General features: G+C 49.0%; 14 protein-coding genes and 1 pseudogene. 1 reads left to right on the forward strand and 14 read right to left on the reverse strand.

Annotation, left to right across the window (positions count from 1 at the left end; translation table 11 throughout):
- Positions 1-95 precede the first annotated feature (95 nt).
- The 12 genes and pseudogenes from L5656_RS07295 to L5656_RS07350 form a co-directional block, all read right to left on the reverse strand.
- Positions 96-938, reverse strand: a complete 843-nt coding sequence (locus tag L5656_RS07295) for a PHP domain-containing protein (RefSeq protein WP_297201181.1) — start codon at positions 936-938, stop codon at positions 96-98.
- The gene (locus L5656_RS07300; protein ID WP_297201184.1) at positions 935-1,453 is read right to left on the reverse strand and encodes a hypothetical protein; all 519 of its coding nucleotides are present in this window, start codon (positions 1,451-1,453) and stop codon (positions 935-937) included. The genes L5656_RS07295 and L5656_RS07300 overlap by 4 nt, the downstream gene beginning before the upstream one ends.
- Before the next feature lie 83 nt (positions 1,454-1,536).
- Entirely contained in the window at positions 1,537-3,069 is a 1,533-nt protein-coding gene (gene rny, locus L5656_RS07305; RefSeq protein WP_297201187.1) for a ribonuclease Y, read from the reverse strand.
- Between the two features lie 267 nt (positions 3,070-3,336).
- Positions 3,337-4,332 (reverse strand): recombinase RecA, encoded by a 996-nt coding sequence (gene recA / locus L5656_RS07310; protein ID WP_366018084.1) that lies wholly within the window; start codon positions 4,330-4,332, stop codon positions 3,337-3,339.
- Positions 4,333-4,391: 59 nt separating this feature from the next.
- Entirely contained in the window at positions 4,392-4,961 is a 570-nt protein-coding gene (thpR, locus tag L5656_RS07315) for an RNA 2',3'-cyclic phosphodiesterase (protein ID WP_297201194.1), read from the reverse strand.
- A complete protein-coding gene (locus L5656_RS07320) occupies positions 4,894-6,450 on the reverse strand; it encodes an AAA family ATPase (RefSeq protein ID WP_297201196.1) in 1,557 nt (518 codons plus the stop codon). The genes thpR and L5656_RS07320 overlap by 68 nt, the downstream gene beginning before the upstream one ends.
- A complete protein-coding gene (locus L5656_RS07325) occupies positions 6,443-6,985 on the reverse strand; it encodes a hypothetical protein (protein ID WP_297201199.1) in 543 nt (180 codons plus the stop codon). Before L5656_RS07325 ends, L5656_RS07320 begins: the two co-directional genes overlap by 8 nt.
- A gap of 105 nt (positions 6,986-7,090) precedes the next feature.
- Positions 7,091-8,425 (reverse strand): 30S ribosomal protein S12 methylthiotransferase RimO, encoded by a 1,335-nt coding sequence (gene rimO / locus L5656_RS07330; protein ID WP_297201203.1) that lies wholly within the window; start codon positions 8,423-8,425, stop codon positions 7,091-7,093.
- A 44-nt stretch (positions 8,426-8,469) separates the two neighbouring features.
- Positions 8,470-9,243 (reverse strand): helix-turn-helix domain-containing protein, encoded by a 774-nt coding sequence (locus L5656_RS07335; protein ID WP_297201206.1) that lies wholly within the window; start codon positions 9,241-9,243, stop codon positions 8,470-8,472.
- Positions 9,244-9,346: 103 nt separating this feature from the next.
- Positions 9,347-11,629: an FtsK/SpoIIIE family DNA translocase gene (locus tag L5656_RS07340; RefSeq protein WP_297201209.1), complete on the reverse strand. Its 2,283-nt coding sequence runs from the start codon at positions 11,627-11,629 to the stop codon at positions 9,347-9,349.
- Between the two features lie 143 nt (positions 11,630-11,772).
- Entirely contained in the window at positions 11,773-11,997 is a 225-nt protein-coding gene (locus L5656_RS07345) for a YlzJ-like family protein (RefSeq protein ID WP_297201212.1), read from the reverse strand.
- 103 nt (positions 11,998-12,100) lie between these two features.
- A pseudogene (locus L5656_RS07350) lies at positions 12,101-12,466 on the reverse strand (ClpP family protease); the annotation flags it as partial.
- 82 nt (positions 12,467-12,548) lie between these two features.
- Here L5656_RS07350 and L5656_RS07355 point away from each other — a divergent pair.
- Positions 12,549-12,698 (forward strand): hypothetical protein, encoded by a 150-nt coding sequence (locus L5656_RS07355; protein ID WP_297201218.1) that lies wholly within the window; start codon positions 12,549-12,551, stop codon positions 12,696-12,698.
- 23 nt (positions 12,699-12,721) lie between these two features.
- Here the strand turns inward: L5656_RS07355 and L5656_RS07360 are convergent, their stop codons facing one another.
- Together L5656_RS07360 and L5656_RS07365 are read right to left on the reverse strand one after the other, a co-directional pair.
- Positions 12,722-12,931: a hypothetical protein gene (locus tag L5656_RS07360; RefSeq protein WP_297201221.1), complete on the reverse strand. Its 210-nt coding sequence runs from the start codon at positions 12,929-12,931 to the stop codon at positions 12,722-12,724.
- 68 nt (positions 12,932-12,999) lie between these two features.
- On the reverse strand, positions 13,000-14,336 hold a 1,337-nt coding region (locus L5656_RS07365; RefSeq protein ID WP_297201224.1), incomplete at its 5' end, for a recombinase family protein.

Below are 14,336 nucleotides of genomic sequence, written 5' to 3' on the forward strand. Positions count from 1 at the left end.
CCACCATGAGCTTAAGAAACAAAAATAAAAGCCGGGGCGAGCCCGGACACGCATAAACTCGACAAACGTCTCCGCTAAAAGGCTCTCCCTCATCTCTATCTCTTCTCGTCATTTCTCTTCTTAGCTCTTTCCTTAAGAAGGCCTATCTCTTTTTCTCCGACGGTTACTGCACCTAACTGAGCATGTTCTTGATCTTGTGTCCCATGGAAATCTGAACCCCCTGTGATAAGGAGACCCATCCTTTGGGCCAGGTTAAGGTAGCGTTCCGTGGTTTGTTCATCATGTAAGGGATAATAAACTTCCAACCCCTCGAGCCCCCTGGATACCAGCTCCTCAACTATTCCGTCACACCCAATAAGGCCGGGATGAGCTAGGACCGCCACACCACCCCACATACGTATAAGCTCTATAGCGTCTCCCGGCAATATTTTATAACGGGGCACATACGCCGGCCGGCCGCGTTCTAAAAGCTCGGTAAAGGCCACCTCCACAGAAGGGACTAAACCTTTATCTACCAAAGCTTGGGCCACGTGTACCCGGCCCACCGAATTGCCCTTCACAAAACGGGTTACTTCCTCCCACCTGAGATCGTACCCCAGTTCCCGTAGTTTGGTAACCATTTCCTGACCCCGGCGATACCTGGCTTCCTGTAACCTCACCAAGAATTTCCGGAGTCGGTCATCCTCGAAATCAATATAATACCCTAACAGGTGGACGTCGCGACCTTCCCACTCCGTACTGAGCTCTATCCCCGGAATAACTTCTATTCCATAATCTCTGCCAGCCTTCAAAGCCTCCTTTAGCCCGTCTACCGTATCATGGTCCGTAATGGCGAGGGCAGCTAACCCCTTCTCCTTGGCCAGATGGATCAATTCCCGGGGTTTAAGCTGCCCATCTGAAGCCGCAGTATGGGTATGGAGATCCCCCCGGCCCTTCACTTGTTAAAAACCAGCACCCGCCCTTCTTCCCTGAAGGCTATAAGCTTTTTCTGGGCACCCCCGCCCTTAATACTTTCCAGCATATGATCTATTATTTCCTCCTGAACCATCAATTCTTCCTCACCAAAGCCATCGTTCGCTTCTGCAAGCAAGGTATCTTCAAACTCCTGGCGGATTAAGCTCATTATCAGCCCGATCTCGCCCTGGGAAAGAGTATCTACATCGCGCTTAACCTCTAAAACGGTAAGCCTGTCGAAGAAATGATAGCTTAAGTTTATAACCCGGGGCGTATGCCCCTCAAGGGAGTTATAAATAGAAAGGGACTGGGTAAAGCGCCGGGAGAATTCTTTGAGATCGTCTTCCTTTAAAGATGCAGCCAGCATAAAGGAAAACTTAAGAACCTGGGTGCTAGGATCATAATTTATGGTCCCTACCTCAGGGTAGCGGACCAAAATAGAGATCAAAAGCCCGATGCTGTCCGAAATTTCTCCTTCATATTGGTATCTTAAGCCCATATTATTTCACCCACCTTTAAGGCTTAAAGCCTCCCAAAAGGTAAGTTCGGCACGGATGAAAAAAATCCTGCTTTGCGGCAATCCTACTTAGCATAATCTACGGCCCGCGTTTCTCGGATAACTACGACTTTAATCTGTCCTGGATATTCGAGTTCCTGCTCGATCTTCTTAACAATATCCCTGGCCAACCGGACAGCCATGAGGTCGTCGATCTTATCAGGCTTGACCATTATCCGGACTTCCCGGCCCGCCTGGATGGCATAAGCTTTTTCAACACCGCTAAAGGAGTCGGCTATCTCCTCTAGTTTTTGTAACCTCTTGATATAAGCTTCCAGAGTCTCCTTTCTTGCCCCCGGCCGGGCAGCGGAAATAGCATCCGCGGCTTGAACCAGCCCCGCTTCGATACTCTGCGGTTCAATATCTCCGTGGTGAGCGGCTATCGCATGGATCACTTCGGGTGATTCCCGGTATTTTTTAGCTAACTCGACCCCTAAGCTTACGTGGGGTCCTTCTACCTCGAAATCTACAGCCTTACCTATATCATGGAGTAGTCCTGCGCGCTTGGCCACCTGTACATCTGCTCCCAACTCGGCAGCCATGGCACCAGCTAGTAGAGCTACTTCCATAGAGTGCTTCAGGACATTCTGCCCGTAACTCGTACGATATTTGAGCCGCCCTAAAAGCTTTACCAACTCCGGGTGGAGGCCATGGATACCGAGTTCAAAGGCTGCCCGCTCCCCTTCCTCCCGGATCCTTTGCTCTACTTCCTTCTGAGCTTTCTCTACCATCTCTTCTATGCGGGCGGGATGGATCCGGCCATCGGCAATAAGTTTTTCTAAGGCGATGCGAGCTACTTCCCGCCGAATGGGATCAAAGGCCGACAGGATGACAGCCTCTGGTGTATCGTCAATAATCAGATCCACCCCAGTCAAGGTTTCTAAGGTTCGGATATTGCGGCCTTCGCGCCCTATGATCCGGCCCTTCATTTCGTCGCTGGGCAAGTTAACTACTGAAACAGTGGTTTCCGCCACCACTTCTGGGGCGCAACGTTGGATGGCCAAAGTTATGATCTCCTTGGCGCGTTTATCCGCTTCCTCCTTCGCTTCTGTTTCTATCTGTTTTATAAGCAGGGCTGCTTCATGGCGTACTTCTTCCTCTACGGTTTTTAAAAGCAAAACCTTGGCTTCCTCTGTAGACAACCCCGATAACCGTTCCAGCTCGGCTACTTGCTGGCGCTTGAGTTCCTCTAATTCCTGCTTCATCCGCTGAATTTCCTCTTCTTGGCGGTGGAGGTTAGCCTCCCTTCTTTCGAGGCTTTCCGATTTACGCTCCAGCGCCTCTTCTTTCTGCAAAAGGCGCCGCTCAAGACGCTGAAGCTCATTCCTCCTTTCTCTATTTTCTCGTTCTATCTCATGACGCAAGCGGTGAGCTTCTTCCTTGGCCTCCAGTAAAGCCTCTCGCTTTTTGGCTTCGGCTTCTTTCTTGGCTTCTTCAATAATAGCCGCTGCCGTTTTCTGGGCAGAGGCTAGTCTTGCTTCAACAAGATATTTGCGGACGGCATATCCTGATCCTATGCCTAAGGCCAGGGCTAGAATAATCTCTATAATTCCGTACACCTCCTTCTCACCCCCTTAACATAAAATAAAGCCGAGCAGAAACCCGGCTTCCGGCAAGGTATCCTACCAATTTTTTCTTAAAGGATGTCCAACAGACACCCTCCGATCCACCAATCCCCTGCTAAAAGGCAGAGAATCCCCTTCTCCTTTTCGGTGGTATTACTCTAACAAATTTTCCTCAATACAAAAAATCTATCTCAAGGGCTTGGTAGTCAGCCTAGCACCCAGTTTCCCTCGATGGTATTGTAGTATGTGGTTTGGGCCCTGTCAAGAATGCAAAGGGGAGCCTGCCCCGCTTTGCACCTTCTCCTTTATCTTTTCCGCCAGGGTAGAGGCCAGCTCCGGGTGCTGGCGCAGATACTCCTTGGCAGCCTCCCTGCCTTGTCCCAGGCGTTCTTCTCCTAATGAGTACCAAGTACCGCTCTTTTTGATTAAGCCTAGCTCCACGCCTAAGTCTAAAAGGCATCCCTCATTATCAATGCCACGACCGTAAATTATGTCAAATTCTGCCTGGCGGAAAGGCGGAGCAACCTTATTTTTCACTACCTTTACCCTGGTACGGTTGCCGACGATCTCGGAACCCTGTTTTATGGGGTCTACCTTGCGCACGTCAAGCCGGACAGAAGCATAAAATTTTAACGCCCTACCACCTGGGGTGGTTTCGGGGTTAGTGTAGCCAGGGACTCCTATTTTTTCGCGCAACTGGTTTATAAAAACGGCTACTGAACGTGACTTGGAGACCACGCCTGCCAATTTCCGTAAAGCTTGGGACATAAGCCGAGCTTGTAGTCCTACAAAGGCGTCGCCTATCTGGCCTTCTAATTCGGCCCTGGGCACCAGAGCAGCAACCGAATCAACTACTACCACATCAACAGCCCCGCTCTTTACTAGCATCTCAGCTATTTCCAGGGCCTGTTCTCCGGTGTCAGGTTGGGAAACCAGCAGGTTATCTATGTCCACCCCTACTTTACGGGCATAAAAGGGATCTAGGGCGTGTTCTGCGTCTATAAAAGCTGCTGTACCCCCTTGTTTCTGAGCTTCAGCGATTATATGTAAAGCTACAGTGGTTTTGCCCGAAGACTCCGGACCAAAAATCTCCACTATCCTGCCCCTCGGTACCCCACCCACACCTAAGGCTATATCTAAGGTCAAGGCACCTGTAGGTATAACTTCTACGTTAAGGCGAGAACCGACATCTCCTAATTTCATTAGGGAACCTTTACCGAAATGCCTCTCTATGAGGCTTACGGTATGTTCCAGCATCTCCCGTTTATTTGATAAAGACACTTAAAGGTTACCTCCCATAAGTTGCTAGTTCCATTTTAGAAAATAGTATGCGTTTGCGTCAAGGGAAAAGTCTCCACGATCCGGTAAAGGGGGCCACGAGGGGTAAGATGACTTTGCATTAATACCACTTTGTTTATTTCCTCTTCCCCCCATATCCTTTCTTGCCATCCCTGGAGCTTCTGTTTCAGTACGGACCAATTGTTTAAGGTTCGAATCCGGCCCAAGGTAATATGGGGACTAAAACTTTTCTCTGCAGGAAAACCCAGAGCTACCAATTCTTGTTCTAAAGAACGATGCAGTTCACCCAGAAGAGGGTTAGGAGTAAGGCCAACCCAGATTATTCGCGGGCGGGCCCAGTTAGGAAAAACCCCTGCACCTTTTACCCCTAAATGCAATTTTCCTATGCCCCGGACCCCCTGACTTAGAGTATCGATAATTTCACGTACTCTTTCTTTAGTTACTTCGCCCAGGAATTTTAAGGTTAAATGCAGATTTTCTCTTTCCACCCATTTGACATCCCCACGGCACTGGCGAAGTTCATCTTGGGCAGCTGAAAGCTTCTCGACCAATTCCGGGGAAAAGGTCAGAGCGATAAACAGCCGCATATTTTCTCTCTCCCCCTTTAAGGAAGAAGGAGCGTAGGGTATCCCCGCTCAAGGTTTCCTCCCGCATAAGTTTCTGAGCGATCTGTTCCAGTGACGACTTATAAGGGGTCAAAACCTCCTTGGTTCTCTTTTCCAGGCCAGTAATAATACCTTTGATCGCCCGGTTTAACTGGGCAGGCGTTAGACTTGCTTCGTCTACCACCCCCCAGTCGGACAATCCGGAAGTTATCATGAGTTTGGCCAGCCGCACGGCCTCTCTAAAGTCGTTTACTGCACCCGTGCTCTTATCCCCTAACAGCAGGGCTTCCGCTACAGAACCGGCCAAACAAATACAAATCTGGTCCTCTAGGTGTTCCCGGGTGAAAAGATAGATGTCGTCCTGGGGTTTCTGGCGGGTATATCCGAGGGCCTGTCCCCTAGACATGATGGTGACTTGGGTAACAGAACCCGGGTGCAGCAGCTCGCTTACCAGAGCGTGACCCGCTTCATGGACGGAAAGGCGGAATAGTTCTTCCCTTCTGGGTTTCCTGGGTAATTTCTCGCCCAACATCACTTTGTCTACCGCCTCTCGCAGGTGCACCTGGCGTATAACGGGCGAGCGGGAGCGCAAGGCTAAAATAGCAGCTTCATTAGCTACACTTTCCAGATGTGCTCCAGAAAAGCCAAAGGTTTCCCGCGCTATAGCCTCCAGATCCACATCCGGACCTAAGGGTTTATTGGCTGTATGAAGTTTAAGTATCTCCAATCGCCCTTCCCGGTCCGGAAGCTCTACCCGCACGTGCCGGTCAAAACGTCCAGGCCGTAAAAGAGCGGGATCTAAAAGATCAGGCCTATTTGTCGCGCCGATAACTAAAATATAGGGCGGTGCACTGCTCTCCAGGCCGTCCATCTCCACTAAGAGCTGGTTTAAGGTTTGGTCGTACTCTAAGTGGGAGGAATGGGTACCCCGTCTTCCCCCTAATATTTCCAACTCATCTATAAAGATTATGGCTTTGCTCTTACCCGTTTTATGGGCTAAACTTCTGGCTTGTTTAAAAAGCTCCCTTATCCTCTGGGCTCCTACGCCGGCATATACCTCAATAAATTCGCTACCGCTAGCGGCCAAAAATACAGCATCTGTATAAGAAGCTGCGGCTTTAGCCAGAAGTGTCTTACCGGTTCCCGGAGGGCCGCTCAATAAAATGCCTTTAAGGGGCCTGATACCCATAACTTTGATTTCTTCTGTTCGCTTTAAGAATTCTAGGGCTTCTTTAAGCTCTTGAATAGCCAAAGTTTGCCCGCCGATGTCCTCAAAAGTTACACTTTCCTTGGAATGGTAAGGACGGTAAGGCCGCGCAGTAAGGAGTCCCCTTTTTTCTAACAGCCAGTATAATACCACAATTATGCCGCCCAGCAAAAATAGGGGTACCACATCATAACCTTGTATAAGCAAAAAAAGCAGTACACCTATTGCACTCCCAGATATTACCTCTCTCCAAGCTTTAAACACCGTTTTCCCCCCTCCCTAGGGGAACCTTAAGGCGTATAATAGGTACGACCTCGTAGAGAAAATAACCATCTTGGTACAGGGCTACATAAATCCTCTCCCCGTCCACCGCAAGCCTCGCTTCTACTCCGTGATCCTGTGCTATCTTTTCGATTTCTTCAGCCATGACCGTATAAGTTCCCCTGGCAGCGGCTTCATATACTGCAAACTGAGTCTTTTCCCACACCTGGCTCAGGACAGGTGAACGTTCGTCACGTATTACCACTTCAGGAATGTTTTCCCGGAAAAACTCCCCTATAGCTTCCTCTACTTGTAAATAAGTCTGTTTTAAATCAGGTGTGGGGCCCAGTTTGATTTCCACTTTATTTTTTGTCCTTCGAAAGGTCACACCCTCTACCTGCGGTACGCTTTGTAGCTTCTTCACCAAGGCTTTTTCCCACAAGAACTTTTGATATAAAAAGTGTCCTCCTCCTAAGAGGGCCAAGCTAACAAAGCACGCTAAAATAACGTAATGAAGGCGCCAGCCCTGCCCGAACAAGGGAAAAACCTCCTTGTTTGGGATAGCACCTTCCATTATAACAGAACTTTAAGTTAGAAACCTTAGTAATTAGCTGGTTTTAGTGGTCCATAGAGGCCAAAAGTCTCACGTAATTACCCGCCCCCAAAGGTCATAAATATCTCTGACGGCTAAAATCCTTGCCTTCACCAATTCTCCCGGCTTAAGATCTAAATTTCCTTCTTTCAGATAAATGATCCCGTCTACTTCGGGGGCCTGGCGAAAGCTACGGCCTAATAGCATCTTCCCTTCTTCTAAGTCCGCTTTACCCTCCACCAAAACCTCTATTTCACGGCCTACCCAAGCCGAATTTTTTTCCTCTGTAATATACTGCTGGTGCGAAAGGAGGCGCTCATAACGGGCTCTTTTAATCTCGTCAGGCACTTGACCCGGAAGCCTGCTGGCCGGGGTACCGTCTTCCGGGGAAAAAATAAAAGCACCTACCCAATCAAAGCGTATTTCTTCCAAAAAATCTAGTAACTTACGGAAATGGATCTCTTTTTCTCCAGGAAAGCCTACAATAAAGGTGGAGCGCAGGGCTATTTCCGGTAAGGCCGCTCTCAACCTGCTTAGTACCTTGCGCGCAGCTTGTAAGGTTCCCGGACGTCCCATAAGCTTCAGTATCTCCGGATGGGCGTGCTGGAGGGGTAAGTCCAGATAACGGCAGATCTTCCTTTCTTCGGCCATTACCTCTATAAGTTTAGGGGTAATGCGGGTGGGATAGGCATAGAGAAGGCGTAGCCACTTGACCTCCGGGAGGCGGGCAAGTTCCCGCAGCAGGATGGGAAGGGCTAAATAACCGTATAGGTCTAGGCCATATGCAGTAGTGTCCTGGGCCACAAGTACAAGTTCCTTAGCTCCCCGGGAGATGAGAAAGCGGGCTTCAGCCACAAGATCCTCCAAAGGCCGGCTACGGTAAGGCCCCTTAATTTGCGGGATGGTACAATAAGTGCATTTATTATTACAGCCCTCGGCTATCTTAAGATAGGCTGTAGGTCCATAATATAGACGTGTGCGAGGAAGATCCTTGTAGTCTTCCCCCGCTGGTGGAACATCTAAAATCCGCTTGCCCCGGAGTACCTCTTCGATGATGCGGGGTAGGCGAGCAATGGCCCCGGGACCTATAAAGGCGCTAACCTCCGGAAGTTCGCTGAACAACTCGAAAGCATGCTGTTGGGCCAAACATCCCGCGACTATTATATGAGGGTATGGACCCTCCCGAGATCTTGCAACTTGTAAGATAACCTCTAGAGCTTCTTCTTTGGCAGGAGTAATAAAACTACAAGTGTTTATTATTACTACCTCAGCCTCATCCGGACTCTCCACAAGTTCATGTCTGCTTTCTTCCAGTACACCCATCATATATTCGCTATCAACCTGGTTTTTAGCGCAACCCAAAGTGATGAAAGCTACTTTAGCCATGCTAAGCTTTCCTCCGAAAGTCCTGTCCCTAGCTAAACATTCCATTAACGGGTGTTACTTGCTTCGCCGGTATCTCCCGATTTTTCATTTGTTGCGCTGGGAGCCGTAAAAGTACGGGTAACCACTTCTCCCACCCGACCCAAAGGAGGTAAGACTTCATTGTTAACCGTCAGCTCCGCTACCCCCGCATTCCCTAACGTAACAGTAATGTCACGGTCTCCTTGAAAAGTGCGGCTCTCCCCACCTTTTAAAGTACCGGAAAAAACATTTTTGCCATCCACCTTAACGCCTATCCAGCATTGCATTTCCTTGACGTAAATTTTAACCTCCACACCCCTTACCTCGGGTGGAGAGGGAGGCTGGGGGGTAGGGCTGGGGGGCGGGGATACAACCTGAGCAGGTTCTTCCATCACCGGAGGAAGAGGAGCGCTACCCTCTAAACTCACCCGGTAACGGTTGTAACCCTGATTCAGAGCCCATAGGAGTAATAATACCAATAGAACGCCTAACCACCTGCTAAGAAAGCCCCTATTAGCACTTTTTTCTTGAATGGTTGACGAGGATGCAGGCCTGGATTCCTCCTCATCGGGCCATTGTTTTTTTAGCTCTTCTACTAATTCTTGCCATTCAAGCCCTAAATACCGGGCATAATTGCGTAAGAAGCCTATAGCGTACACCCTTCCAGGAAGTTGAGCAAACTCTTCTCGTTCCAAAGCATCCAGGTATTTAAGCCGAATCTTCGTAGCTTCTTCAGCTTCTCTTAAAGTTATACCTTTTTCCTCACGAGCTCTACGGAGCACCTCGCCTATTTTCCCCATAAAATACACCCCTAAAACGATCCTTAAAACCCTTTCCTGGTGGAACCACCTTCGACACAGTACTCTAAAAATCCTCCCTAAAAATAAAGTCATGTCTCTGCCCTTAAGATTCTCCAGCTTCTCCAAAAAGTCGTCGGTATTCCTCCCAGTTGATCAGTATGGCCCTGGGCTTGGTTCCTTCCGGTCCCCCCACGAATCCCCGGGCCTCCATCATATCCATTAACCGGGCAGCCCGAGCATATCCTACGCGGAGCCTTCTTTGCAACATGGATATAGAAGCCTGGCCTGTCTCCAAGACCACCCGCACCGCAGCTGGTAAAAGTTCGTCCTCCCCTTCACCGTTGTTAAAACCAGTATCTTCTTCCTTTAAAAAGTTAATATTGTATTCGGGACGGCCTTGCTGTTTAATGTAGGTAACCAGGTCTTCTACCTCGCGGTCCGAAACATAGGCTCCCTGTACCCGGATGGGCTTGGCGGCCCCGGTAGGTAAAAAGAGCATGTCTCCCCGGCCCAGGAGTTTCTCGGCCCCTGCCATATCCAGGATAGTACGAGAATCTATTTGAGAAGATACGGCAAAGGCGATTCTGGCAGAAATATTAGCCTTAATAAGTCCGGTAATTACATCCACCGAGGGACGCTGAGTAGCAATCACTAAATGGATACCGGCAGCCCGAGCCATCTGAGCCAACCGGCAAATAGCGTCCTCTACATCTGCCGGTGCGACCATCATCAGATCTGCTAATTCGTCTATTACTACCACCACAAAAGGTAAGGTTTCCCTATCTATGTTTTCCTTCTGAATCCAGCGGTTATACCGATTTATATCCTTCACTCCGGCACTAGCGAAAAGTTCGTAGCGTTTTTCCATTTCGTTTACCATCCAGTGCAAGGCAGTTGCCGCTTTTTTAGGATGGCTTACCACCGGAGCTATGAGGTGGGGAATACCGTTGTACTGGGTAAGCTCTACCATTTTAGGATCTATCATGAGAAATTTCAATTCGTGAGGCTTTGCTTTGAAAAGCATACTACAAATTAAGGCGTTAAGGCACACGCTCTTTCCGGACCCTGTAGCTCCAGCAATCAACAAGTGGGGCATTTTCGCCAGATCTGCAATCACAGGGTTGCCGGCGATATCCTTACCTAAAGCTATGGTTAACTTGCTGGTAGCTTCGGTAAAGGTTGGCGTCTCCAAAACTTCCCGCAAGTGGACTATGGCGACTTCTTTATTAGGTACTTCTATACCTATGGCGGCCTTACCCGGTATGGGTGCCTCTATTCTCACCTGGGGAGCGGCTAGACTTAAGGCAATATCGTCGGCCAAGCTAACTATACGGCTGACTTTGATACCAGGCGCTGGCTGAACTTCGTAGCGTGTAACTGTCGGCCCGCAACTAACCTGCGTTACTTTAACTTTGACCCCAAAGCTCTCCAGGGTGTCTTCCAAGATCTTAATCCTCTCACCTATATCTTTCTCTAGGCGTGGATTTTTAATTTTGGCTGGCTTATGTAAAAGAGATAATGGCGGTAAAACATAGTTATCCAAAATTTCTTCCTCAGAAGAATCTTGGACCGCAGGAAGGGCCACCCGTGAACGGCGCCGCCGCCTGCCCTCTTCTTCTAGCGGGGGCACGGGTGTTTCCGGGTAAACTTTAACCTGAACCGGCTCATCTTTAACTATTGCCGAAACTGGCGCCGGCGGGGGAGCTTCTATAATAACCGGTACCGCTTTTTCATGCTCTAAAGAACGGTCCGGGGCCGTTTTGCTCTCTTCCTCCCCTTCTTCGGGTACCTCTACTTCTGTATAAAGAAAATTCACCAGACCTTGTTTTACTATCCCTCCCAACCGACCAATTTTTGCCAATAAAGAAGACAGGATATCTTTAAGGGAAACACCCGTAAAAAGCAGAAAGCCTATAATCCCCGCGGCACCTAATACAATCCAAGTCCCCAAGCGGCCAAAGATGGCAAGGCAAATAACAGACATTAATCCTCCTATGACCCCGCCCCCTTGGCCAGCTAAGCCTAGGGTCAGAAGCTCCTTAGCTTTACGACCGGCTACTAGGGGCTGATGTAGGGCAGTCAAAAATACCAACAGAAATATTATAGAACCCCATAGACGCTGCTTTACCCCTTTCCCCGGTGACCCGATAATAAGCCTTAATCCCCATACAGTTAAAAATAGGGGTACAATAAGCTTACCCTGACCGGTCAATCCTTGTAGGACCCTTATCATAATATTACCCAAAGCCCCTATAGTTGCGCTGGGGTTCATCCATCCTGTAGCAGTAGCATAAATCCCTGCAGAAAAAAGAAGGGCTAGGGCCAGCAAGGTAACCCCCAGAATTTCATTTTTAACCTTGTTAGTAACTGGCCTGGTAGGTGGCATTTTCCATCACCCTAGCAAGCTACTATTTCTACATTACCAAAAGAATTCCTTGTCCAATTATACATTAAGTACATGAAGAAAGGCAGCCCGCACAACCAAGCTGCCTTGGAGGGTTGTTTAAGCTTAAGATATGATTTATTATACTAGAATTCTCTGGGGATAAATTCTACAACCTTACCCGGTTGGTACTGGCTATAGAGATAGTCTGCCGGGTCGGTGCTTATAAGCCGTACCACCCGGGCCTGGGTAAAGGTTAAGGGTTCAACTACAAGGGTTATCCGCCCCATTCTAAGCTCTTTAAACACCGGCCGGTATTCTTCGGCTCCTTCCCAAACCAGTTCCGGGACCATAGGGCTATATAAAATCATACGTTAGAACCCTCCTTGCCGTCAGGCTAAAATATTAGCACCAAAAAATGTGGTACTAAATGCTAAAGGACGGAATGTGAATTCCCCTCTGGGTAGTAGAATTTTAATGTAAACCACCAGGCCCCGGAGCACCTTCGGCGATAAGCTTGCGTAGGTAATTTACGGCCTGGGAGATACCTCCTACTTCATCAATCAAGCCCACTTCTACAGCATCTCGCCCCACCAGCACTGTCCCTATATCCCGTGCCAACTCACCAGTCCTAAACATGAGCTCTCGGAACTTGGCCTCGGAAATCCGGGAGTGCTCAGTAACAAACCGTACCACCCGGTCCTGCATTTTATCTAGGTACTCATAGGTTTGCGGCACGCCTATCACCAGCCCAGTCAACCGGATAGGATGTATGGTCATGGTAGCGGTCGCGGCAATAAAGGAATAGTTTGCAGCAACAGCAATCGGCACCCCTATCGCACCCAAGTAGCTACAAACCTTTAGGAGTTGGTGTAATTATTTCGGGGAATATTTTAGTTAACTGTGGAAGGAGAAGAACAAAATGGAGGAATACCCACCGGATACAGAAGATCTCCAGGCCCTGGCAGATTTTTTTGATCAAACCGATATAACGGAACTAGAGGGGTTAGAGCTCATTAGCAAAAAGCCTAGGCGCCAAAGGTTGGCTAAAGTAGATATATCAAAGCAATAAATCCACCACTATCGATAAATACCCTAGAGCGGTCGCAAGCCACCATACAGGTCCTCCTTATAGGTCCGAAAACCTTTTCCTTTGGGCCCGCTCGCAATCCCAATAAGCTCGTCTAACGCCATAATTGTCTTCTCGGGTTTAATGACACCTAATCTTGGATAGAGTTCCTTCTTTAGGTCCGGGGGTAACCGCCTTATTGCATTGTACAACTCCTCAACTAAATTGGTGGCCATGGGGCTTCCCTCATTTATCTTCTATCTTCTCCCCTTTATATTCCACCTTATATCTTGAGAGAATAAGGCTATAAAGATACTGCCACACGGAGTTCAACTGTACCGTGGCCTTCTTCTCCAGTCGTTCGAGCAAATTGAGTAAGGTCGACTCTATAGCTTATCTCTAGCCTATCCTTCCAGAGGGTAACCCTATCAATTATCTGCGCCAGCATTCTTTTCTGGACCGCAACAGGAGCCTCAACAAAAATCTCAAACCAACGTGGAGCCATCCTGGCGAACTGCTGCAGCTTTTCACGCTCATAAGTACAGGCGCTCAGTTCAGCCTTAGTCCCGGCTATTTGCCTTTCCAGGAGTGCTATCTCTTCCTGGGCTCTTTTTATCTCACCTGCCATGAGCTCCTCGCTGTAAAGGCTTCTGGCTGGATCAGCAAAATATTGATTTAGCCGTTCCACCCAATTCCTGAGGCGCCGGTTAGCCTTTTCCAGCTCGGCTTCGAGTTGCTTTATCTGCTTTTGGAGCCTCATGACCGTAAATTGCTGGCGGCTATCGATATATTTCTCCAGGTTGCCGAGGTCAAGGTTGGATAAAAACATCTTGAGCTCATTTAAAAAAATAGCATCTATCTTTCTCTGGGAGTAACTCCCCTGGCCAGGGCAAAACTCCTTGCCTATCCTGGCGTGAGTTACACAGCGGTAGGAAGCGCGCTCATAGATGTAAGTCTTACCATTAGGCCTAGTTATTTTTGCCCTGTTACTCCTGCTTGAAATGAACCCCCGCCCGCAGTAGCCGCACTTAAGGAAGCCGGTAAGCAGCGCCGGGCTATCCAAAGCCCTGGCATCAGGCTCCTGATTCTGGGCTGAGGCTTTCATTTTCTGCATCACTTTAAGCCAGGTCTCGAGGGGAATTATAACATACTCCTCAACTGGCTTGGGGTTGCCATGTTCGTCCCTGGGAATAATTATCTCCGGATTATTAAGGTCATACCTGTCTCTTACTCTACACCGGGAGGTAGGAGTATTGCCGGGCCTGGTACGGTTATAAGCCGGCAACCCGGCTATAATAGGGTTCTGTAGCACATCTCTCACCCGGACATCCCGCCACAGCTTCCCTTCCCTTGTCCTTATGCCACGGCTATTGAGTATCTCCGCTATCTTCTTGCTCCCCACCCCTTCTTCCAGGTAGAGACGGACCATCTCCTTCAAGACTTCCGCTTCACCGGGGTCTATTTCCAGGGGTAGCCCGTTTTTGCTGGAAGACAACCGGAAGCCGTAAGGTGGCCTGCCGCCGGTCCACTTGCCCTGGCGGGCCAGGTCGAGCATCGCCTGGGAAACGCGGATGGACGTATTCTTACTTTCAGTTTCCGCCTGCCACCCCTCGATAAAGCGGAGGAGCTTTTCCATCTGGT

The sequence above is a fragment of the Thermanaeromonas sp. genome (assembly GCF_021890735.1).
GTDB lineage: Bacteria > Bacillota > DSM-521 > Neomoorellales > Neomoorellaceae > Thermanaeromonas.

Coding starts and splice junctions, on each gene's coding strand:
- L5656_RS07340 (WP_297201209.1), bottom strand. CDS start 11,629: ATGCCACCTACCAGGCCAGTTACTAACAAGGTTAAAAATGAAATTCTG.
- L5656_RS07355 (WP_297201218.1), top strand. CDS start 12,549: ATGGAGGAATACCCACCGGATACAGAAGATCTCCAGGCCCTGGCAGAT.
- L5656_RS07300 (WP_297201184.1), bottom strand. CDS start 1,453: ATGGGCTTAAGATACCAATATGAAGGAGAAATTTCGGACAGCATCGGG.
- L5656_RS07335 (WP_297201206.1), bottom strand. CDS start 9,243: ATGGGGAAAATAGGCGAGGTGCTCCGTAGAGCTCGTGAGGAAAAAGGT.
- L5656_RS07345 (WP_297201212.1), bottom strand. CDS start 11,997: ATGATTTTATATAGCCCTATGGTCCCGGAACTGGTTTGGGAAGGAGCC.
- recA (WP_366018084.1), bottom strand. CDS start 4,332: ATGCTGGAACATACCGTAAGCCTCATAGAGAGGCATTTCGGTAAAGGT.
- thpR (WP_297201194.1), bottom strand. CDS start 4,961: ATGCGGCTGTTTATCGCTCTGACCTTTTCCCCGGAATTGGTCGAGAAG.
- L5656_RS07360 (WP_297201221.1), bottom strand. CDS start 12,931: ATGGCCACCAATTTAGTTGAGGAGTTGTACAATGCAATAAGGCGGTTA.
- rimO (WP_297201203.1), bottom strand. CDS start 8,425: ATGGCTAAAGTAGCTTTCATCACTTTGGGTTGCGCTAAAAACCAGGTT.